This is a genomic window from Blautia caecimuris (assembly GCF_024622975.1).
In the GTDB taxonomy this organism is placed as follows: domain Bacteria; phylum Bacillota; class Clostridia; order Lachnospirales; family Lachnospiraceae; genus Blautia_A; species Blautia_A caecimuris.
In genome coordinates this window covers 1-23,069 of sequence record NZ_JANJZT010000039.1, presented here as the reverse complement: position 1 = coordinate 23,069, position 23,069 = coordinate 1, and the positions used below count along the sequence as shown (strand labels likewise).

Below are 23,069 nucleotides of genomic sequence, written 5' to 3'. Positions count from 1 at the left end.
TTTATTTGTTTTCCAAAGCTTCGTTTTTCGGATCAGCGAAAAACTCCACAATGGCAAACAGGGCTTTGCCCTAACAATCAAAAAAAACACCGGACGCAACGACCTGCTGGTCGTACGCCCGGCATTTTCTCATTTCTAAAATTTTAGGCTATTCGGTGCTTGCAATAAGATCGTATCGCCAAAATCGCAAATACAGGAATTTCTATCGCTGCCGTAATAAGAATAATATATGGCGTCCAAAAACTCATATCTCCAATATACAAAAAATTAAAGCCATAAAGCTGATAGAGAAAATTGTTTTGTAATCCAATACCGGCAGATGGCAAAATTGTAGAAACCCAGACTGAGCTACCCAGTGCGGTATAAACAATAGTCGGCAAAAGCATAACAGCAAGAGAAACCAACAGTGCACTTAATGAATCCTTGCATTTCGCAGATAAAAATAACGTACAGCAAATACATGCCAATAACGATAAAAGACCGGATAACACCAGAATGACTTGAAGCTGTCCCAAATTAATATTTGGAAGATTTATGATTGAGAACAACATCTGGAAAGAGGTTTTCAAACATTCTGCTCCAAAGGCAAGGTTGATGATAGATAAATGAATTACCATTCCCACGATAAATACGATTGTAAAAATAGCACCTGCGGAAAGTATTCTAATCACGCTGATTTTTACACGCCCATTTGATGTACAACGTATAATACTATCACTTCCGTTCTGATATTCATTGGCAAATGTCGGTGCCACCATTGCAATACACAAAATAGAAAGTATAAAAATATATAATTCTATATAATCAAACGCATCTCGGCTCAAACCAGAATAAAGCTGGTAAGGTTTATCAACCTCGGCATACTTTTCTGTTGCAAATGCTCTGGCTGATGGATGTTCTTTTTGTTCAAGGTTCATTATATCATTCAAGTGAGATACACATTGCTCGTAAAGATTTTGTTCTACCATATCTGGATCAATCTTCATTAGATCAGTGCCTATGCCCGTATTGGGGTCAGCAAAAGCTTCAGGCAGGCGATCAAGCAGTGGTCGAATAGCCATCACATTTTCCGTATAAATGTCTAATGGAATGTCATCTACTGTGCCATATTCCTGAACATATTTCTGGTATATTCGTAAAGCGTCTGCAACTTTCTGTGGTGTAACTTCTCCATAGGTATCTTGCCGGTATTCCCGCTTAAATTGAATTGCTTCCATCCCGTTCAGTTCTACCACAGAACCATTTTCACCGGGACGGTTGATGGATTCAAAACTAATAGGCAAATATGCCATAATTATAGCCAGAAACAATGCAGCGGCAAGTAAAATGATGGTACGTCTGGATTTCATAATTCTTTTTACTTCCAAATAAAATAAGCGCATATCAGATTTCCTCCTTTTCATGTTCAGCCTGCGGGAACAACCAAAGATACAAGTCCTCAAGTCGCGGTGATATTGGAGTAGAGCCTTCAATCTCGGATTTTTCAGATAGATACCGAATGGATATTTGGTTGTTATCTTCTCCACGCTGGTTGATGATCCGTAAGCGCATCTCATACTGCCCCAAATCTCTAGCCGGTATAGTACAAGTCCAGACTTTTCCCTCAATTTGCTTCACAAGCTCATCTGTTGTCCCTACATCAACAATCTTTCCGTCTTTCATAATCGCAGTTTGTGTTGCAATATACTCAATGTCAGAAACAATATGGGTGGAAATGAGTACAATGCGGTCATGGGAAAACTCAGAAATAAAATTACGAAAGCGTACCCTCTCTCCAGGGTCAAGCCCTGCTGTCGGTTCATCCATCACTAAAATTTTCGGATCATTTAGCATAGCTTGGGCGATTCCTACACGTCGTTTCATACCGCCAGATAATTTCGCTATTCTTTTCCGCTTCACGTCAGAAAGTGTAAGAATATCCAGCAAGTGATTGATTTTTCTTGATGTTTCCCTTGCTGGAACATCTTTTAATGCTGCCATATATTCGAGATAGTCTTTTACCGTAAAATCACGAGAATATCCAAAATCCTGTGGTAAAAAACCAAACAACTCTCGATAGGCTTTCCCCATTTTGTGAATGTCTTTGCCATCATAATAAATATCCCCACTGGTTGGTGTCATAATATCTGCAATCATTCTCATAAGGGTTGTTTTGCCTGCTCCATTTGCGCCGAGCAGTCCCCATACGCCATTTGTTAAGGTCAAACTTACATCATCGACAGCGGTTTTATCTTTGAACTGCTTGCGTAGATGCTCAATTTTCAATTCCATTATCATCACTCCTAGTATAATAATGGTGTAGTCAGTAAGACTACTTGGTTAATAAGTTTCTATATACCAGATAACAGAAGAAGGAGTTCTTCCTTCATCAGATGTTATCCTAAATAATTATCATGTCTGACGGTTCCTGATAGACACCAGAGAAAGCATAAGGTATCATCTCTTAGGATAGGACAAATAATGTATCACTCCTTGGGATGCTGATTTCACCAGCAGATACCTACAAGAAAGTCAATTAGTCCATTCGACAGGGTTTTATGTTTTAGCTGGTTGGGAGCCGGAAGGCCATACCCGTATAGCGTGCTAGGTTGTGTACCTGCCAGATTGGAAATGGATTCCTATCAGAAAGGAGCTATCGCTCATGTCAAACAAATTTATTTTTAATCTTGATGATTTATTCATCTCTGTTGGTATTGATGTTGGTGCTGACTTCTCCTGGATGTCTATCGCACTTCCTAACCAACAGATTATAGGAAAACCTTATAAAATCCTACATAATCAAATGAATTCCCTCGCAACTGCTGTTTCTAAAATAAAAGAAGCAGAAGAGTTGTATTCTTTGGAAAGTCGCATTTTCCTCGAATCCACGGGAATTTATCATTACCCACTCTTCTGCTATCTTCGTGATAAGGGTTTTAACTGCTCGGTTATTAATCCTATCATCACTAAGAATAGCACAAATATCAACATACGAAAAGTACATAATGACCGTTTTGATTCTAAAAAAGCGGCTTTAGTTGGTTTGAAGCCTGATCTAAAGGTTTCTCTTATGCCTTCTGACCTTGCTTTGAACTGCCGCAATCTCTGTCGTGAATACTACGATTTAATGGATAACCGCAGTGCTTACGTGAACAAGCTTCAAGGCGAATTGCGTATGGCTTTCCCACAGTATCTTGGTATATTCTCCAAGATTACAGCCAATACATCTCTTACATTATTGGAAACTTATACATCTCCATCTGCCTTTATTGAAGCAGACCCGCAAGAGATTATTGATACCATTAAATCAACTGCACGTTTTGGAGTTGCATATGCTGCCAGCAAATACAATGCCATTATTCAAGCCGCTCATGATGCTAATGAATTTGGCTATATTTTAGACAGCAATATCAAACGTATTCGTTTATATATCAGCTTCATCCGTAAGTACGACGAAGAAATCAAAAACATTCTCGATGCTATGCATGAGCTTATTGATGCCAATGAAGAAACTGACTTCGTCAAACAGATTCACTTAGTTGAAACGTTCAAAGGCGCTGGTTTCTTATCTGCTGTAACTCTCATGGGAGAGATTGGTAATTTCTCTGCTTTTTCAAAACCCAAGCAACTTTTCGCTTATTTCGGTCTTGATCCAGCAGTAAAACAATCTGGTAAATTCGAAGGAACTAAGATTCAAATTTCCAAAAGAGGATCTGCTATAGCCAGACGAGCTATTCATACACTGACTTTACAAAGCATCAGCACATCCCGTACAGGAGAAGCAAAAAATCCGGTACTCCGTGATTACTATCTTAAGAAATGTGAATCAAAACCTAAGCTTGTAGCAATGGGTGCCGTTTCACACAAGGTGTGCAATATGATATTTGCAATACTCAGAGATAACAAACCTTTTGAAATCATTACTCCGCAGGAGCATATTCAACAATACAATGCTGCTAAATGCGACATAGCTGCATAAAATACTGTTAATCCAAAGAACCAATATCTTTTTTTGCAAAATGATATTTTCACCAAGGGATAAGTGTACCCTTTTTTATGGAGAAAATATTTTTCATTTATCTATTGACATTTATTAGCTGGACTTTTCCTTTTTCCAACAAAAGCAAAGCCCCTGTTCAGTATCTATTCTACCGAACAAGGACTTTGTAATCTCTAATTTTAATGTGGAATACTCCTAAGAAATTCCTAAGATTTATTTGAAAGAGGGAGTGTTACCGTAAATGTAATTTCTTCTGCTTGGCTCTGTACTGTGATTTCTCCGCCATGCAGGTTTATAATTTCTTTTGCAATCGAAAGACCTAAGCCCGCGCCACCTGTATCAGATGTTCTTGCTTCATCCAAACGGTTGAATTTATCAAAGATTTTGTTTAACTGTTCTGACGGGATCGTAGGACCATGATTTTTGAAAATTACGACAGCATGGCTACCTTTCTTGTATGCAATTATGTTAATTTCAGTGTTTGCATAGCAGTATGATGCTGCATTTCTCAACAAATTATTGAAGACCCTGGCAAGTTTTTCCGGATCACCAATAACGGTTAAATCATCCTGCATAGATATTTGGGTTGTATTGCCTTTTCCAGAGAGTGCTGGGTAAAAATCATCAATGACTTGGGACAATAAGGCATACAAATCAACCGGCTGCTTTTTCACTTGAACAGTATTTGTATGATAACGTGTAATTTCAAATAGTTCATTGATTAAAGTTTCCAATCGCTCCGATTTATCCAGTGCAATCCTGATATATTTTTCTTTTTGTTCCTTCGTCATATCATGCACTTCATTAAGTAAACTCAAATATCCGATTATTGTTGTTAATGGGGTGCGAATATCGTGTGCCAGATACATAACTAACTCATTTTTCTTTGTTTCTGCCTCTTTTACAGCCTGCTGGTTCAATAGGACAGACATTTTGATCTGGTTCATCTGGCTTTCGACTTCCCGGAGTGGCTCTGATAGGGCAATTGTATGATCGTTCTGCTCATAGACAATCTCCGTTGCACTGATAACCTCATTCAAATATCCCCAAGGTTTTTTCCAATAGAAATAAAAAATTCCTATGAAGCCAAAAATAAGATAAACTGCAAAGATAACATCTAGACGCCCTAAAATCCATGTGCTGATGGGTGATGAAAATAACACTAAAACATAATTTGAAAGCAACATAACGGCAAAACCGATTATCGTATACAATGACAAAAGTAGGAATAGACGCAACCAAAGTCGTTTTTCTATGGAGTAACAATTATTCTTCAATGATTTTCACCTCCGTCAGTTTACCGCAAGTAAGAGCAACAGTCCTCCAACAACTATTACTGTTATAATCGCAGCGAAAATAATAATTACTTGGTCTATTCGTTTTTTGTTCCGAAACAGCTGGATGGCTGCTTTATATAGAATAATACCGAACAGACCTCCACAAATATTTGTAATCATGTCTGTAATATCTGCCCGGCCGATTGCTAAGACATACTGGCAAATTTCCAGTAGCAAACTTACCATGGAAATCAAAAGCAATTTCACGCTAAAACGACTTTTTGGAAATAATAAACATAGATATATTCCAAAAGGCATAAAGATCATCACATTCTCTAAAACTTCTGTTGCGTGAAAAGTAACTTCATGTTCATAATAAAATGGAATTAGATTTATTTCTCGTACTTGATCTAAGTCAAGGATAGAAAATTGCAACTTAAATAAGATGATCCATATCAAGAGTGCCAAATATACCAAAAATAGAATTGACACAGTATAATTCAGCTTTTCCTTTTTCTTCATTTCAATCTCCAATCATAGGCGGGTTATATCTTATATCCAACACCCCATATCGTTTTAATATATTGTGATTTTTCTGTCGTATCCTGCAATTTTTCTCTTAAATGCCGGACGTGGACAGTGATTGTGCTGCTATTTTTGCTGTAATATTCGTCTTTCCATACCAGATGAAATAAATCTTCAAGGGTGACAACTGTTCCTTGCCTTTCAAGCAAAATACGCAAAATAGAAAATTCCGTCGGTGTCAAAAAAACAGGGGTTCCGTTTAATTTACATTCATATGTTTGTGTGTTAAGCATTAACTTTTCATATGTGAGTATGGAAGGAGAATGTTTTTCAATCTGCACTGGTGTGTATTTTTTATATCTTCGTAACTGAGCTTTCACTCTTGCAATCAACTCAAGAGGTCGAAATGGTTTTGTTACATAATCGTCTGCCCCCAAAGTTAGCCCCATAATTTTATCTGTCTCCTCATCCTTTGCCGTCAACATAATAATAGGATAGGTATATTTCTCTCGTATTTTCTGACAAAGAGAAAAGCCGTTAATATCCGGCAGCATTATGTCAAGAATAGCCAGATCTATTTCCTGGCTTTCAATACAGTCTAAGGCTTCTCTTGCCGAATAAAATTTGTAAACATCATAGTTTTCATTCCGAAAATAAACTTCTAATAAATCTGCAATATCGTGTTCGTCGTCTACAACTAAGATTCTTTCAGGCATCCAATCCCTTCCTCTCATACAGCATAACTTTTTTATAGTATACCAATAACCTTTACAAAAATCTCAATGAATTGCATCAGATTTTATTAAGATTTTCCTAAGCCCGCAAACATGGTAGTTTATATCTCAAATAATACAACTTCCAATGTATCTATTATATTTGTTCCTGTGATGATAGTACAAGACTAGAAATATGAATAATAGCGTGTAAGTACAAGTCATATCCAGAGGTAACTATGTCCCTGAAAAAAGAGGATGAACACCGGCAGAAAAGATACTTCCTGGCTACACATTTAGGACGATAAAAGTCCACGAATTTCTTCAATCTTAATATGCTTATGAAATTCCCAAACATTCTAAAATCCTGCATATTTTCCCATCTGGTCTAATGAATCAATTCTTCACTTCTGGGAGTATGCCATATTCCCACAAATGGCTATATCATCTTCAATAACAATGATTTTATTCCTACTGTTTCATCTCCTAATGATCACTGTTTCTTGGATGAGGCACAAGAGTTCTGCATATCTAAACTTTTCAAATACCCCTCTCCCCAACTGCACATTGCTTCCAATACAGGAATGATACTTTTTCCAAAAGATGTTAAAGAATAGATTGTTTTAGGCGGCTTTTCAGGAATAACTTCTCTTAATACCATCCCATCGTTTTCCAAATCACGAAGCTGCTGTGAAAGCATTTTAGCCGTTGCTTTTGGAATAAGTCGTTGCAATTCCATGTAATGAAGCGGGGTATCCATTAAATGCCAAAGAATAAGCGGTTTATATTTCCCACCTATCAAAGATAATGTCGCTTCTACAGGACAGTTAAATGGCTCTTGTGGCCGCTGCATAATAGTTCTCTCCTTTCAGATCTAGGCACTTTCCTTTTGGGAACTATCTTCCCGGAAAGTACATTCTTGTAGATTATACTGGTGGTGTTACAATATAGTCAATGGTTGATTTGATAATCTCCCAAATATATAAAGAAAGAGGAATTTAAAATTATGGAATTACTTGAAACTGCAAAGAAACGATTCTCTGTCCGTAGCTATACGGATCAGAAAGTAGAGCCGGAAAAATTAAATAAAATTCTGGAGGCTGCCCATGTTGCTCCGACAGCAGCCAACCTTCAACCGGTTCATCTAATTGTAGCCCAAAGCGATGAAGCACTCGCAAAAATAAGCATGGCAGCAAATATCTATAATGCCCCATTAGCAATCATTGTCTGTGCAGATCACAACAAAGCGTGGGTACGTCCTTTTGACCGGAAACAAACTGGAGATATTGATGCATCCATTTTAACAGACCATATGATGCTTCAGGCAACAGAATTAGGGTTGGGAACCGTATGGGTATGCTTTTTTAAACCAGATGTAATCAAAAAAGAATTTCAACTGCCAGATAATTTGGAACCAATCAATATATTAGTCATCGGGTATGGAAAAGAAACCCCGGCAGACTCAGAACGTCACGTTACTACCCGTATTTCTATGAAAGAATTGGTTTCCTACGACTATTTGTAAAAAATCGTAATTGTATTTCTTTAGAGAGTGTATGTAAAGGGTCGTAAAAATGCTTCACAGAATTGTGACCTGCATGATTGCGGCTCTTTTGTTATTCGTTTACTCTCAAAACTGTAAGTGTAATTGAATCCTTCTATTGTTATAATTTAATTGTATTCCAAGTAAATCCCATTCTGTAAAATGCAAGTTTCCGAAATATTTCCGAACTTCCTCCACTCCATTGTTCTCCAAAACAGGAAATGTTATAATTTGAAATGAACAACAGAATAAAAGTGTCTTCGGGGCAGGGTGAAATTCCCGATTGGCGGTAAAGTCCGCGAGCGTAAAACGCACGATTTGGTGCAATTCCAAAACCAACAGTATAGTCTGGATGAAAGAAGATATGGTTAGGTTTCCACAGATCATGGGAGCTACTTCTCATTTTGTGGTCTAATTATGATATTAGCACCTGAAAGACATTTTCTTTTGGGTGTTAATTTTTTTACCATGGAGGTACTCAATCATGAACACTAAAACAAAAAAAATCACAACTATCGGTATGTTATGTGCTATTACTTATGTTGTAATGGTTATAGGCAGGATACCTGTTATTTTATTTTTAAAGTATGATCCATCTGATGTTGTCGTGACTTTGGGAGGTTTTATTTGGGGACCAATGACTTCCTGCATTGTATCTGTTATTGTGGCAACGATCGAAATGTTAACAGTAAGTGATACCGGAATATTGGGTTGTATCATGAATATAATACAAACACTATCTTTTGCGTGTACGGCATCTGTTATTTATAAAAAAAAGCACACTTTATCTGGTGCAATAATTGGACTGGCATCTGGGTGGCTGATAACGGTTATTATTATGCTACTGTGGAATTATTTAGTGACACCGCTTTATATGGGATATCCTAGAGAGGCTGTTGCAGAATTATTGTTTCCTGCCATTCTTCCCTTCAACTTATTAAAAGGCGGATTAAATGCATCCATTACATTTTTACTGTATAAACCCATAGTTACTGCATTGAGAAAAAGCAGCTATATTTCTACTGTAGAAAAAGAAGAAAAGCAAAAACATACTGGACTGTTTATATTGGCAGGTTTTATTATTACAACTTGTATTTTGATTATTTTATCGATGAAAGGAATTATATGAGAGGATTAAAATGAAAGAAAATTTGAAACCTATATATACACTAACAGGAACTGTTGTGCATGGCAAGGGTATTGGAAAGCATGTTGGAACACCTACCGCAAACTTAGAAATAGAAAAAAATACAATCTTACCGGAATCAGGCGTATATGTAGCCACTGTTCTCATAGATAGGAAAAGATATTATGGTATTACTCACGTCGGAATGCGACCTACACTTGATAACGATAATACTATTTCAATCGAAACACATATTTTGGATTTTGATAGGGATATATATCGATGTACGATAACTGTTAACCTATATAAAAAGTTAAGAGAAGTAAAAAAATTTAATGAATTATCCTTATTACTTGAACAAATAAGAAGTGACCGATTATCGGTACAACAATTCTGGGGGTTAAAGCAAATAAATCATACCCTATGCATGGATCTTAAAAGTCATTGCGTAATGATAGATCAACAGGAAGTGTATTTATCAACAAACGAATTTGAAGTCCTTTATATGTTGTACTCGTCTCCTCAAACCACATTTACCAAAAAAGAGATTTATGAAAAGATATGGAATGAACCTACAAATAACCATTTACACGCAGTAGAAAACACAATTTTTCAAATACGTAAAAGACTAAAACCATATTGCAAGGGACAAGAGTATATAAAAACAGTAATTGGATATGGTTACAAGTTTAATTCCAAGTAACACGAAGCTGACCAGTCAACGGTAAGCAAAGCATGTCCACCGTTGACTGGCTCTTGGGCTTTACTGGTGAATCAAGGAACGACAGTAAAAAAGTGATGCCCCCTTTCTGCAGACCTTGCCCTGATACTGTAACAGACGTAAGGAAGAAAATTCTATTATGAATATGAAAATGAAAAGTATTTGCTCTTATTTTGGATTATAACACTTGAACATTGAAAGATATTCTCTCTAAACATAACCTTATCTAAAAGGTTATTCCTATTTTATATTCGTTAAATGCTGTATCTTTGTTACTTTGCATCTTAAAATTAGTCTGGTATCCGAAGAAGAACTACAGGTAGACAATATGATTTCCTCTGGCCAGTCGCAAGACACATCGTTTTCCAAAGCATATATATCATCCCGCATGGACACTTTTTCACACGCTGTTATCTCCAAATGCAAGGTTTTTTCAGGTAGATACAGATATGCAGAACCAGAGTTCTTCCGGAACACAGAATCCTGATACTGCTTCAGATTACTGAACATACTGCCGTCTTTCATATTATGACCGTATAAGATCACGCGCCGATCTGTAAAATCATCATGGTTTCTATAATCCAGAAAGATACTTCCTGCCTTATTGTTTTCTTTTTGAAAAGTGTGATACAGGTAATACTCGTTATCTTCTCCCTGTACCACAGGATAATCCACCCCTATCCCCGGAATCTGTATCCAGGCAACTAGATCCTCATTGATTTTACGAAGTCCTTCAAAATCAATTTCCTTCCCTGTTTCCTTTTCCGGTTCATCTCCTGTCATTTTTTCCGGCTGACATACAGGAACTTCTTTTATGTACGCCTTCAGTTCTTCATATTCTTTCTGTCCATCATAATATTCTTTCCCTATATCTATCAGTTTTACAGCTGCAATTCCAAAGACTGCAATACAGAGCAGTAAAATCATCTTTTCTCCTATATGACGCATCTCTTTTCCTCCAATAAAAAAAGAGATTGCCACCCACAATTTTAAAGTGACAATCTCCATCGTTACATGTTACATTTTTTCAGCATTATCGTTTATCTTCTCCTTCTGCGGATACGGATTACTATAACCACAATGCCAAGTATCGCCGCTGCCATAATAATCACCGGGATCCATATCTTTGTATGATCACCGGTTTTTGGCGCATCCGGCGGAGGTGTTCCAGGCTTTCTGGTATTTTCAATTTCTTTTGTCACCTCAATGAGTTTTGTCTCATCATCCTGATAATCGAATACCACTTCCACCTCCTTTGTGTTTGCTTCATAGCCTTCTAACGGTTTCGTTTCCACAAGAACATATACAATCGGTTCTACATATTTGCCCTCTTCATAAACTGCAATCGGCAGTTCTTCACTCTTTGCAGTTCCATCCTCGCCGGTCACCAGTGTTCCAACTACTTCCCCAGTAGCTTTATTGCGAAGTTCAAATTCTACACCTGCAAGCGGAGCCTTATTTTCCGCATCTGTCTTCTGAACCAGGAGCTGACCGGATGGACGTTCATCTTTCATCTCTACTTTCTGGATTTCTCCCGTTTCTTCTACAACAAAAGGAACATCTGATACAACAAGATATCCTTCCGGGGCTGCCTCCTCATGCAGGATATATTCGCCCGGTTCTAACGCATACACTTTATGCGGCTCTTTTTTGGAAACCCATTCTTCTACTATTTCCCCGTCTTTATCAAGGATCTGAAGTTTTGCCCCTTCTACTTCCTTTTCATCTGTAATATCAGTTTTTGTGATTTCTACTACTGTCGGCTAATTTTCAATCTCTTTTGTAAGCGTGATAACCTCCAGTTCTGGATTCTGATAGGTTGCATCAAAGGACCATGTATCTTCTGTTTTCAGATATCCCGGTGCTGCCTCCAGTTCTTTTACCAGATATTTTCCATGTGGAAGGTCAACGTCAAAGTGAATGCTTCCGTCTTCTGCGGACTCTGTTTTTGCAATCAGAGTACCCGATTCTATAAGTACATTATCTGCAAGATCAACAATATCTTCCTCCGCATACAGTCCAAATACTGCTCCCTGTACAGGCTCTTTTGTTTCTTTGGACAATTTCGTAAGAACAAGCTCTATCTTCTGGCGCTTATTTTCAAGTTCCATAGAAACATAATCTACCGCTACTTCCTGTCCCTGATACTTAATTTCAAATTCTTTTGCTTCAGGATCCAGAACAAAATGATGATTTCCAACATCTGTTTCCTTCAGATAATAGGAACCAACCGGCAGATTGTGAAGTGATACAGTTCCCTCTTTTCCGGTTACAAGTTTTGCAACAAGTCCATCTTTTTCATACAACACTTTGCGGTTACCTGCTTCATCTTTCTGTCCATCTGGTGTATAAATCGTTTCTTTTGCATAAACTTCAAAGGTTATACCTTCTGCTCCCTTCTTCTCATATTGGAACATATAGCCGCTGTCTTCTTCTATGACTTCCTCTTTGCCGAAAAATTCACTGATAGAATTTATTGTGCCTGCGATGCCATTTTTCATTTTTGTAAGAAGGGAATCTTCCACATTCTTAGCACCCACAAGATCTTCCCCTGTTTTCTTGATTGTCAGACTGCCTACCGCTTCGTCGTTTTGCTGTCGAACTACGACAATATATTTTCCGGTTTCTTCCTCTACTTCATAAGCTGTTTCGGAATTCACAGTGATCGTAATGAAATCGCGCTTTGCATCTTCATAAGCGCCTGTCTGTGACAACTGGTTTAATGGAATATCGCCCTCTCCGTCTTTCAACGTCATTTCATACCCTGGCTGTACATATAAATCAGGAGCTTTTACTTCTTCTATGCGGTAAGTTCCCATCTTTAACTGCTCCGGTGTCATAAGATAACCTTCGTCATTCGTTTCAAATACATCCAGTTCTTTTTCTTCCGGATAGCGCACCTTCATTGTCACATATTCTTTCTTTTTCACATCATAGATTTTATATTGTGCGTGATTATTTAATACCGGAAGATGTGTCTGTGCATCTTCCTTGATAATCTTAAGGAAAAACTGGATCGGTCTATCATCAAAAACACGCCAGGGCTGCGGTTCCCTGCTATCTTCGGTAATGGTTACAAGGAATGGATTGATGGTCTGGAGATTTTCTGGAGTTGTAGATTCAAAAACCACATATTTTCCATATGGAAGTTCTGGAGAACGTACAAATCCTTTCTTGTCTGTAAACAGTTCTTCCACCGAAACTTTCTTACCATTCTCGTAATAATGTGCCGTTTCATCTTCTGAATAGTCATAGCCGATAAAATCCTCTGCTTTGAAAGCATTTCCTTCCGATGGTTTCAGACTTCCATCTTTTACACCTTTCAGATTCTGGATCAGAAATACTTTAAATCCAGCACCTTTCAAAAGCTCTGTTTCTGTCTGGTTTCCATCCTCTGAAATCTTGATCAGTTCAAATGCCTGTTTTTTTACCGTTTCTTTCACTGTCACATTCCGATGCACGATTGCAACATCCTGTCCTTCATAACCAACTTCCACTGGATAGGCAGTTTCATCCAAAAGATAGCCCTCTCCAGGTGAGATTTCTTTTACATAATAATTTCCCAGATACAGATTCGTAAAATCAACTTTTCCATCTTTGATCACGCCCTGCGCAACCAGATCATCTTTTTTATGGACGTCTTCTGACTTCCCATTCGGATGTTGGATATCCTCTGCTGCATAGAGCCCGTAAACTGCACCATCTAAGTCTGCATCTCCCTGGCTGATATATTCTTCCGCATCTTTATCAATCTTAAACACATGGATTTCCCCTCGAACCTCTTTATTGGAAAACGTATGCGAAAATTCATATGTATAAGTTTTATCATTCTCATACTCAAACAGGAAATCATACCGGTCAGAACTCATATAATAAGATTCCGGAGCCTGAATCTCTTTCAAATAATAGCGGAAATTGATAGGAATATCTGAATGAAAAGCCGCAGCTCCCTCTTTATCAGAAGTGACCTTCTCAATCAGGGTATCCTTTTTTACCACTACTTTTCCTTCTGCATTGATAATGTCTTCACCTGCATACAGACCGAATACAGCACCCTCTAAAGTCACTTTGTCATTTTCCGATTTCTTTACTGCCTGGACCTTTACCTTTGGTCTGTCATTGATATAAGTTGTCTCCTCCTGTACCAATTCCACCGTCTGCCCGGCATAAGAAAGAGTCACATACTGTGTGCGTTCTGCCTCTGTCTTTCCGATAGTTAGGTCTGCTGGCGCCTTCTGCTCTACAATCTTATACTTTCCTAAATGCAGTTCTTTACTGGTAATGCTTCCGTCTGCTTTTGTTGTCAACTGATCTACCAATTCACCGGATTCATAAATAGGTGTCTTCTGATCCTGACTTACAATTTTTTCTGCTGCATAAATAGAATAACTTGCCTCTCCAAACGGAACCGACTGATATTCAAATTTAAGATTTCCTTCCTGTCCGGATACAGAAGAAAGAACCTCTCCGCTTTTTCGAATTGTGATTTTCCCCTTCTGTTCCTCATTTGAAATAGTCAGGCTCTGTGTTTTCCCTGCCTGCAGCTTCACATTGAAAGCCTCCGTATTCAGCTTATATCCATTGGGAACGGATATTTCTTTGAGATATACCGTTTCCTGTGTCTTAGGAATTTCTACCTGCGTTTCTCCTTTTTCATTTGTTGCCGGCATTTCTGTAATCAGCTTGGTGCATTCTTTGTCACTGTAAATTCCAAAAACTGCACCTGCAAGATTTACATTTGTCACATTATCCTTTTTCATAACCTTGACTTTTGCATAATCCATCCATTTTACTTCAAAACTGACCGAATCGCTTTCTTCTTCAAAGAATGTGCCATATCCAATATCCTGAGTAGAACCGCCTGTAGAGACCACAAGAGTTTTCCATTGGGTTCCCATTTTTCCCGCTAAGGAACCGGAGTTCCATGTTCCGGTCACAGTCATCGGCGCACTGAAATAAAAATTTGTACCACCGGGAATTTTTACATTTCCGTTTTTCGTGCTGCCACCGCTATGATACGTTACATTTTCCGGCAGATTCAATGTAATATAATTCCGATGATCTCCCTGCAGCCGAAATTCTTCTGTCCGCTGCACTCCATTGCTTTCGTATGCTTTTGTCGAAGTTGGGGTAAGATCAATGGCTGCTTTAGGTGGCGCTTCCAGCCCATTTAGATACTGAATGTAATCCCATAATCCTGAAGCCTTGACGCTTTCAAAAGTACACCCGTAAAATCCATCTGTACCGCAATACGCATAAGAAGCTGCAATATGTGTAAAGATATATTTCAATTTCCAGTCAAAACTCGGCATATAACTGCCAGTAATATCTCCAGGTCCTCCGTATCCATAATAAAGAACTTTCTGCAAAGCCAGGTTACTTTCAAAGATATTTGCCACATAATCACTGGACGGTGGCGAAGATTTTGCAGACTCCAGACAATATGCCACATGCCCATTCACCGTAAAATAAGTGGTAGAATAATTTCCTAAATTAGATGGATACGGAAGTCTTTCTCCTACGACCAGATTCACATTGACAGATCGGTTTTCTGTCATGGTTTCTGGTACTACCGATAAAAAAGAGGCATTCTCCGCAGATACATCCAGCTTTAAGTTCTCCGCATTCTCCGGCACTTCCGGCGCTTCTGTCAGTACAGGTTCCGGGTCAGGGTCACTTTCCTCTGTATCCTCTTTTGAACTTTTCTGATTACGGTCTGCTCTTTTGTTCTCTGGTTCACGAGGTCTGACTACAATTTTTCTTGTCAGTTCATAACACGCTCCTTTTTCCGGTGTAACCAGATAAGTTGCAAGGTATGTACCAGGGCGGTCTGCAAAAAATCCCTGTCCATCTTCGCTGACAACATCCATGAATACAGCTTTTTCACCTTTTTTCAAGGCAAGCCCCGTAAAATCTTTTTCGATTTCAAATGATTCCCCCTGCTCAATCGTCAAAGTTTCGGCGGTGATCTGTTTCTCATTCTCATCGCCTTTTTCCTCCTTTATTACATTTGTCTCCGATTCTGCTATTCTGCCTTTTGATGCCGCAAATACGGCATTCTCAGACGGAATAAGTGCAGAACAGGATAAAAGAAAAGCCAGCGTTCCCGCCAGCCATCTGTGTTTTCTATGTTTCAATTGCAACGCTCCTTTCCTGTTGGTTTTTGAGTGTGATTGTGTATTCTTATTTCCCCGAATCTTATGTAGGGCGTTCCCGTATGTGCATATGCTTCATCTCCTTTCCTCTGGCTCATAAATCAGGCCATAAAAAAACGGAACTGCACTCTTACAGTTCCGCTTTTTTATCACCTGATTGTTTTGGGACGTATCATGAATCTGCCAGTTTTACTTTGCATCGTTTCATATAACACGCAATCCCGTATTTTAAAATTTTATCCACTCCGTTCTCCCGGAGTTCCTCATCATATTTCTTTTCCTCTATCTGCTGTAGTGCCCGTTCACAAGCCTGATCAAGATTTCCGTCATTGGCATACTTAACTTCGATAAGGATAACCGTTTCACTGTTTTCGGTTTCAACGAGGATATCGCTGTATCCTTCACCGCTTTCCTGATTGGACGATACATACCATTCTTCCTTCACACCCAGGATTCCAAGCAGTATCCCATGATAAAAGTTCTCCTTACTTGCTTTTTTCACAAACGTATCCCGGATACTGATGGTCTTTTTCAGGTAGCTTTCAAAAATTTCTCCTACCTTCGTTTCCTCACCGTTTTTCAGGGCATCACAGAATCGGCTTAATGTATCGCCGTCCTTTGCAACGCTCTCTTTAAAGTATTCCATGATCTGTGTTTCAAAAATATCCCGGATTTCCAGATTCGGTATCGCAAGTTTATACCGTTTTGCATCAACTCTTCCACGCTGTGTCAAATATCCCGTCATAAACAACAGGCTCCAGACGTTCTCTACCGACTGATACATTTCCGGATAGACAAGCTCCTGATGAATCTCTTTTATAATTTCCTCTCCGGCGAGCAAAGTTTCAATCTCACGCTTGGTTTTAAAATTACCGGACATTTGAATGAATTTCTTGACGGCATCATTACTGCTGGTGTTGATCCAATAATTTTCCGGAAAAGAATCCGCATGGTCTTTTAATTTATCACAGTAATTCAATACATCCCAGGGACAGTACACTTCTACGCCGCCAAACTGATACCCGTCATACCAGTTCTTTACTTCTTCATAATGATCCTCGATTTCATAATACTTCAGCATTTCTCTTACTTCCGTATCTGTAAAACCGAAATATTCATCATACCGTTCATCTGTAATGGACAATACTTTCAGGTTATTAAGTCCCGTAAAGATACTTTCTTTTGAAATACGCATGCATCCTGTCATCACTGCAAATTTCAGGCTGTCATTCGTTTTCAATGCCTGTTCCAATAAACTACGGATTAAAAAGATCATCTGATCATAATACCCGTTTTCAAATGCTTTTGCTAATGGAACATCATACTCATCAATCAAAAGAACTACTTTTGTTCCGTAATGTTTCTCCAATAATTCCGATAATATTTTCAATCCACCACAAAATGCAGCCTCACTCATATTATTATTCAAAAGTTCCTTATATTCTAACTTGTCATAATCACTTAAGGCGTCACTCCCCAAAAGAAACTGAACATTACGGGCTACTTTTTTCATGATTCGAACCGCAAAATCAAATGCATCCTCATAAGTGGCTGCATTGATTCCTTTCAGGGAAATTGAAATAACCGGATATTTCCCCATATACTCTTCACACAGTTTTGTATCTTTTGAAATTTCCAATCCATCATAGATACTCTGGTCTCTCTCTATGGAAAAAAAGTGTTCCAGCATACTCATATTTAAGGTTTTCCCGAAACGTCTTGGTCTGGTAAAAAGATTTACCATTCCACCGTTACGGATCAGTTCTGAAATCAGCCCCGTCTTATCCACATAATAATAGTTATCGTTAATAATCTGCTCAAAATTTTCCAATCCCACCGGAAGGCGTTTTTTTTCTTCACCCATGTTATTCACACTCCTTCTCTGTTGGTTATATTATAACAAAGATCCGCACAAAAGCCTATACCTAACTTTGCTCATAATTCCCGTAATTCCCAGTCATCAATGCCTTTGTAATTTTCCTGCCAGTAACCTTCGTCATCCGTATCCCAAACCGCACGCTTACAGATTAAATCCAGCTTTTCACAAATCTCATAGAGTTTCAGGCAGCCCTTCCGAATATGATTTCGTTTTTCCCTCTTTTTCGGACATTCTCCATTACTGCCTTTACATTTTTCACAAATTTCTTTGTAAACATGGTCACAGTCTAACCGCATACATTTATCCATATCATTTGCTTCAATGACTACTTTTACTCCTTGTTTTTTTAATCGGTTCAGTGACAATTCCAGTTCTTTGTAATTGGATACGCCTGGATTTCCAAGATATGGCTGCCCGGTTCTCTGAGAAGCTGCTTCGGCTTTTAAAACACCCTCTGTCACATAAACTACAGGAGATTTCAAAGTACCGGAAAGGCTTACCGGACTTCCGGGGGAACAACCTTTTTCCATCTTAGCGCTACTGAGCCATACATATTTCCGTTTCTGAAAAGGATTATCCAAACGAATCTGAAATGCAACAAGCAATCCTTCATCAGTCCACACCGGACAAAGATACCCTTGATTCTTTTCATAAAATGAAATTTCCCAATCTCCTTGATAATTCACGAAGAACCCCGGTACTCCTTCCAGTCTACATCCCCGTTTGATCAGTTTTCTCGCTATCGCAACAGATTCTTCAGGACTGGTGCTTTTATAACCCGCATTTTCCATATTTGCAATTTCCTGTTGGGTAAGTCCCCTCTTCAATAAATCCTGCTTATGTCGTGGCAGCAATCGCAACAAAGTTATAAGTTCCCGATACGTATGATCCCGCCTCTCATAATCTGCAGGTTTTGCCAGGGATTCTTTCTGCTTCTTTTTCTGACGATGGATTTCCAGTTTCTTTGCGATCTGTTCTCGTACACCAAAATGCAGTGTCCTTTGGATCTCATGGTATGCTTCTTTATAACGTTCTGTCCCATATAATCCAGTCAAATCCGCATATAACGTCAGCATATTTCCCGCCGCATCACAATGAAAACAATGATAGATATTCGCCATTTCACCTTCTTTATATACGACAAAATTGCATTTTCCCCTTCTGTCTCCGCAAAACGGACAGACCACATTATACGAAGCCTCATCACCACCAGGAAGTCTCTCAATTCCCAAAATCGTTCCTACATCTGTAATTGTAAATGGTGTCATATTCTTTTCCCCAAAAGAACATGGTCCCTACAAAGGAACCATGTTCATGCAACTGTTATGCAGCCCTAAGCTCTTCCGATTCACTTTGATAATCCAGAAGTGTTTTTGCCGCTTTTACTAACTCTTTATTCGGACCCTTATACTTATTTACGATCCATTTCATGGTTTCTGTGCCCTTCACTCCGGATTCCATCACCTGTTCCATCGTTTTTCCTTTGAACACGCCAAAGTCACACACGAATTTCTTCGCTGCTTCTACTTCCGAATCCGATGTGTCATCTTCCAGTTCCTCCTGAAGTTCTTCCATAAAATCAGCATCTTCTTCAAATGGAACTTCTTCTGCATTTACCGGGATGAATCCATCCGTATTTTCTGCTTTTTCTACCAATGATGCTTCTTCTGATTCCGGTTTTTCTTCCGTTTTCGGTTTGATCGTTTCATCTTTTCCATCAAAGCTCGGTTTATTTTCCGAATGCTTTTCTGCTTTTTCCTGTGGGCGTGATTCTGCATCTGATTTCATTTCCAACTGTTCGCAGTCTTTGACAATCGGTGCATTACCTAACAGCGGTTTCAGTTTTTGACTTCTTTTAGAAGAAACAACTGACTTTTTTCCTTCTCCGTTGGAAGTTTGCTTACCTTCTGCCCGCTTAGTACTCTTCTCTACTGCTTTTTCTTTTCCATGTACCTGCCTTGTCGGATTATTTTTCGTGTTGGAACTCTGCTTTCCATCATGCTCAGCATAATCCGGATCTTCCTGCTCACTTCCCACCTGACGGATACAGAATTTATTGCGGAAATAATATTTCAAGCCATAAGTCAATGCCGTTCCATGCGCCTTATCTGGGATTTCATTTGTTCCGGTGATATGGATCGTCACATGCCTGCATTCTTCCGGCCGGTCTGCATTTGTCCAGCAAAGTTCTACATCTGCCTCATATCTCCAGTAATCATCTTTATCCAGTACCAGATAGGTCTGATGCCCTGACTCATCATACTGTGTCGGGATTTCTCGCACAATATCGAAATTAACTCCATATTTATTTAATGCCGGTGTCATGGCTTCATAAATATCATCCAGCGTAGCAAAATCATAATCAGCCTCATCATTGTAAAATCTTTTTAAAAGAGTCGGCATTTTTCGTCTGATTCTTAACATTTTCTGTTCCAGATTCAAGTATTGATAATTTTTCATTGATTCGTTTCCTCCTATTTCTATTGTTTATGCCGCATTCCTGCTTGCGACGTTTTCATAAAGAACTATTCCACCATATGACACACTCTGTATGTCTTCAATCCGAAACTCAGCCGTTTTCCCAAACATTCGCTCCAATGTCGCTCTATCCTTTTGGGAACACCCTCGGATGAAATAATACCCTTTAGGGTTACAAAGCTCCTCTACCGACATATTCACTTGAATAACTTTCTTTTTACGGCAAAGAATTACCTGTACTGCCTTGTGACGGGTTTCATTCAGCGCTTGTATCAAATGTTTGATTTTATGAATCCGGTCATTTGGCGTGTCCAAGATTTCCCGGAATTCGTCCCGCACACAACCATACAAAATTCTCTGCTGTGAAATATACGGTATATTTCGCTTGATCCACTGCCTTGCAATCTTCTCTGCTGCCTGTTCTCCATATTCTAAAAACAATAAATATATAGCATCCGAAAAGGAAGCCTCCAGAGAAATTTGTGGTATGAAGTGAATGTCCGCAAGACTTCCATTCTGTAGGTAATAACGCTCTGCGCGTTCTCTGATTTCACTGCGCCTTACCATTGGAAGCAGGCTCTTTGTATCGCATCCAGATTGGTATAGAAAGTCCTGCCAGGATGCACTTAACATTTCCTCCGCTTTTTGACTGATACATCTTTCTGCGTCCTTTCTGATATCGGCTCTATTCGGAAACCCCATTTCTTCTGGCAGTCCGAGCATTACTGTCAATTTCTCATCCACGTCATACAGACTGCTATTCTTTTTGGAAAACAACCCTGCAAAATTCAGGTCATTTCCAGGTATAAGGTTTTTTCCTGTTCTTTTTTGAAGATACAGATAGAAATGATATGCTCCCTTCTAGGTAGACAAGTGAAATAATAAAAAACTTGTTATTTAGGAGGGAGCATATTTTATGGGAAGGAAAGCAAAATTCTCTTTTGAATTAAAAATGGATATTGTCCTACGATGCTTAAATGGAATAACTACTGCAAATCATGAAGGAAAGCGATTGGGAATTAATCCCTCAAGAATCTATGAGTGGATCGCATTATATCAATCACTTGGAGCGGATGGCCTTATAACCACTTCAAAAAATGCAACCTATTCTGCTGCGCTCAAAGCAAATGCTGTATCCGATTATCTAAGTGGGAAGGGCTCCTATGCTGATATTTGCAAAAAATACCAGATTCGTTCTTCTGCGCAACTACGGAATTGGATTATGAAGTATAATGGTCATGAGGAGCTGAAGGCTTCCGGAACAGGAGGAACACCGATCATGACCAAAGGTAGAAAAACTACATTTGAAGAACGTGTTGAAATCGTTCAGTATTGTATTTCTCATACACATAATTATGCTGAAACGGCAGAAAAATATGGTATTTCTTATCAACAGGCACGTAATTATACGATTAAGTATGAAAAGGATGGGATTGATGCCTTACAAGACAATCGTGGCAAGAGAAAGTCCTATGCTTCTCTTACTGAGATTGAACGACTTCGGGCTGAATTAAAATTAGAAAAATCGAAACGCCAAAAAGCAGAAATGGAAGTGTCGTTCTTAAAAAAACTCGACGAAATAGAGAGGAGGCGGGGCTAAGCCTGTTAAGACATGAGCAGATCTATCAGGCAATCAAAGAAGAAAATGAAACCTATGGATATCCAATTCGTGCACTTTGTATACTTGGAAATGTAAGCAGAGCTGCTTATTATAAATGGCTTCATAGGGAAATACCAGTTCATGAAATGGAAAATCTTCGCATTGCAGAAAAAATTGAAAAAATACACACAGAATCCCCAGATAAAGGGTATCGTAGAATTCGGGATGATTTGGAACGTTATCATAATATAAAGGTAAATGATAAACGAGTACTTCGTATCTGCCGAAAAAAAGACATCAAATCCACAATAAAATACGCGAACAAAGGATGTACACGTCAGGCAGCCAATCCACAATTCATAGCAGAAAACTTATTAAATCGAGAGTTCTCTGCAGACGCACCAAATCAAAAATGGCTTACAGACGTAACAGAATTTAAATACTACACTGGAATGGAAAAGCATAAGGTGTATCTTAGTGCAATACTGGATTTATACGATCGACGAATTGTATCTTATGTAATTCGTGATAGCAATAACAATGCCCTGGTTTTTGACACTTTTGACATTGCGATATCCAATAATCCTGATGCTCATCCATTATGTCATAGTGATAGAGGCTTCCAATATACAAATCGATTATTTCACACAAAACTGGAAGCGGCAGGCATGACACAGAGTATGTCCAGAGTTGCAAAGTGTATTGATAATGGTCCAATGGAAGGATTCTGGGGGATTTTAAAGAGAGAACGCTACTACGGGAAAAGATTCACAGACAGAGAAACGCTTGTGAAAATGATAGAAGATTATATAGATTACTATAACAATAAACGGCTGCAAAGGAATCTCGGAATTTTAACACCGATGGAAAAACATGAAATTTATTTACAGGCAGCATAAAAACTGCCAACAGAAATAATCTGTTGGCAGGAAAATTTTATATTTTTTCAATTGTCTACTTGACGGGGAGCAGTTCATACTGATTCCCTGCTTTATGACTAGTATAGAATAAATTAAATTTCTGCTATATATTTTTGAGATGATGTATGGTAAAATAGTGTTATCAAAGAAAGG

19 protein-coding genes and 1 riboswitch are annotated in these 23,069 nt (G+C 38.6%); of the genes, 6 read left to right on the top strand and 13 right to left on the bottom strand.

The window, feature by feature from the left end; translation table 11 throughout:
* Positions 1-143: 143 nt before the first annotated feature.
* Together NSA57_RS17160 and NSA57_RS17155 are read right to left on the bottom strand one after the other, a co-directional pair.
* Positions 144-1,382, bottom strand: coding sequence for an ABC transporter permease subunit (locus tag NSA57_RS17160; RefSeq protein ID WP_257465565.1), 1,239 nt, complete (start codon positions 1,380-1,382; stop codon positions 144-146).
* 1 nt (position 1,383) lies between these two features.
* Positions 1,384-2,271 (bottom strand): ABC transporter ATP-binding protein, encoded by an 888-nt coding sequence (locus NSA57_RS17155; RefSeq protein ID WP_257465564.1) that lies wholly within the window; start codon positions 2,269-2,271, stop codon positions 1,384-1,386.
* Positions 2,272-2,641: 370 nt separating this feature from the next.
* Between NSA57_RS17155 and NSA57_RS17150 the strand changes: the two genes are divergently transcribed.
* The gene (locus tag NSA57_RS17150; protein ID WP_077701677.1) at positions 2,642-3,958 is read left to right on the top strand and encodes an IS110 family RNA-guided transposase; all 1,317 of its coding nucleotides are present in this window, start codon (positions 2,642-2,644) and stop codon (positions 3,956-3,958) included.
* A gap of 227 nt (positions 3,959-4,185) precedes the next feature.
* Here NSA57_RS17150 and NSA57_RS17145 read toward each other — a convergent pair whose 3' ends face one another.
* The 4 genes from NSA57_RS17145 to NSA57_RS17130 form a co-directional block, all read right to left on the bottom strand.
* Positions 4,186-5,256 (bottom strand): sensor histidine kinase, encoded by a 1,071-nt coding sequence (locus NSA57_RS17145; RefSeq protein WP_257465563.1) that lies wholly within the window; start codon positions 5,254-5,256, stop codon positions 4,186-4,188.
* Between the two features lie 15 nt (positions 5,257-5,271).
* Complete coding sequence (locus tag NSA57_RS17140; RefSeq protein WP_257465562.1) at positions 5,272-5,778, bottom strand: VanZ family protein; 507 nt, start codon at positions 5,776-5,778, stop codon at positions 5,272-5,274.
* Positions 5,779-5,801: 23 nt separating this feature from the next.
* Entirely contained in the window at positions 5,802-6,497 is a 696-nt protein-coding gene (gene vanR, locus NSA57_RS17135; protein WP_257465561.1) for a VanR-ABDEGLN family response regulator transcription factor, read from the bottom strand.
* A 490-nt stretch (positions 6,498-6,987) separates the two neighbouring features.
* Positions 6,988-7,347 carry a winged helix-turn-helix transcriptional regulator gene (locus NSA57_RS17130; protein WP_257465560.1) on the bottom strand — a complete coding sequence of 120 codons (360 nt, stop codon included), beginning with the start codon at positions 7,345-7,347 and terminating at the stop codon, positions 6,988-6,990.
* Positions 7,348-7,500: 153 nt separating this feature from the next.
* Between NSA57_RS17130 and NSA57_RS17125 the strand changes: the two genes are divergently transcribed.
* From NSA57_RS17125 to NSA57_RS17115, 3 genes are all read left to right on the top strand, one after another.
* Positions 7,501-8,019, top strand: coding sequence for a nitroreductase family protein (locus tag NSA57_RS17125; protein ID WP_213049504.1), 519 nt, complete (start codon positions 7,501-7,503; stop codon positions 8,017-8,019).
* Positions 8,020-8,289: 270 nt separating this feature from the next.
* Positions 8,290-8,405, top strand: a riboswitch (FMN riboswitch).
* A gap of 116 nt (positions 8,406-8,521) precedes the next feature.
* Entirely contained in the window at positions 8,522-9,166 is a 645-nt protein-coding gene (locus NSA57_RS17120) for an ECF transporter S component (protein WP_257465559.1), read from the top strand.
* Positions 9,167-9,176: 10 nt separating this feature from the next.
* Positions 9,177-9,866, top strand: a complete 690-nt coding sequence (locus NSA57_RS17115; RefSeq protein ID WP_257465558.1) for a riboflavin kinase — start codon at positions 9,177-9,179, stop codon at positions 9,864-9,866.
* A 258-nt stretch (positions 9,867-10,124) separates the two neighbouring features.
* On the opposite strand, the gene srtB is transcribed toward NSA57_RS17115, so the two are convergent.
* From srtB to NSA57_RS17080, 7 genes are all read right to left on the bottom strand, one after another.
* Positions 10,125-10,832, bottom strand: coding sequence for a class B sortase (gene srtB / locus NSA57_RS17110; RefSeq protein ID WP_257465557.1), 708 nt, complete (start codon positions 10,830-10,832; stop codon positions 10,125-10,127).
* Between the two features lie 92 nt (positions 10,833-10,924).
* Entirely contained in the window at positions 10,925-11,632 is a 708-nt protein-coding gene (locus tag NSA57_RS17105) for an MSCRAMM family protein (RefSeq protein WP_408611668.1), read from the bottom strand.
* Positions 11,633-11,647: 15 nt separating this feature from the next.
* Complete coding sequence (locus NSA57_RS17100; protein WP_257465556.1) at positions 11,648-16,021, bottom strand: SpaA isopeptide-forming pilin-related protein; 4,374 nt, start codon at positions 16,019-16,021, stop codon at positions 11,648-11,650.
* A gap of 190 nt (positions 16,022-16,211) precedes the next feature.
* Positions 16,212-17,903: an AAA family ATPase gene (locus tag NSA57_RS17095; RefSeq protein WP_101875018.1), complete on the bottom strand. Its 1,692-nt coding sequence runs from the start codon at positions 17,901-17,903 to the stop codon at positions 16,212-16,214.
* Positions 17,904-17,974: 71 nt separating this feature from the next.
* Complete coding sequence (locus NSA57_RS17090) at positions 17,975-19,186, bottom strand: hypothetical protein (RefSeq protein ID WP_257465555.1); 1,212 nt, start codon at positions 19,184-19,186, stop codon at positions 17,975-17,977.
* Between the two features lie 55 nt (positions 19,187-19,241).
* Complete coding sequence (locus NSA57_RS17085) at positions 19,242-20,378, bottom strand: ERF family protein (protein WP_257465554.1); 1,137 nt, start codon at positions 20,376-20,378, stop codon at positions 19,242-19,244.
* 27 nt (positions 20,379-20,405) lie between these two features.
* A complete protein-coding gene (locus NSA57_RS17080; protein ID WP_257465553.1) occupies positions 20,406-21,140 on the bottom strand; it encodes a hypothetical protein in 735 nt (244 codons plus the stop codon).
* A 172-nt stretch (positions 21,141-21,312) separates the two neighbouring features.
* On the opposite strand from NSA57_RS17080, the gene NSA57_RS17075 reads away from it, so the two are divergent.
* Both NSA57_RS17075 and NSA57_RS17070 read left to right on the top strand, forming a co-directional pair.
* Complete coding sequence (locus NSA57_RS17075) at positions 21,313-21,996, top strand: helix-turn-helix domain-containing protein (RefSeq protein WP_257465552.1); 684 nt, start codon at positions 21,313-21,315, stop codon at positions 21,994-21,996.
* A complete protein-coding gene (locus NSA57_RS17070) occupies positions 21,906-22,895 on the top strand; it encodes an IS3 family transposase (protein WP_330671372.1) in 990 nt (329 codons plus the stop codon). The genes NSA57_RS17075 and NSA57_RS17070 overlap by 91 nt, the downstream gene beginning before the upstream one ends.
* Positions 22,896-23,069: the final 174 nt, after the last annotated feature.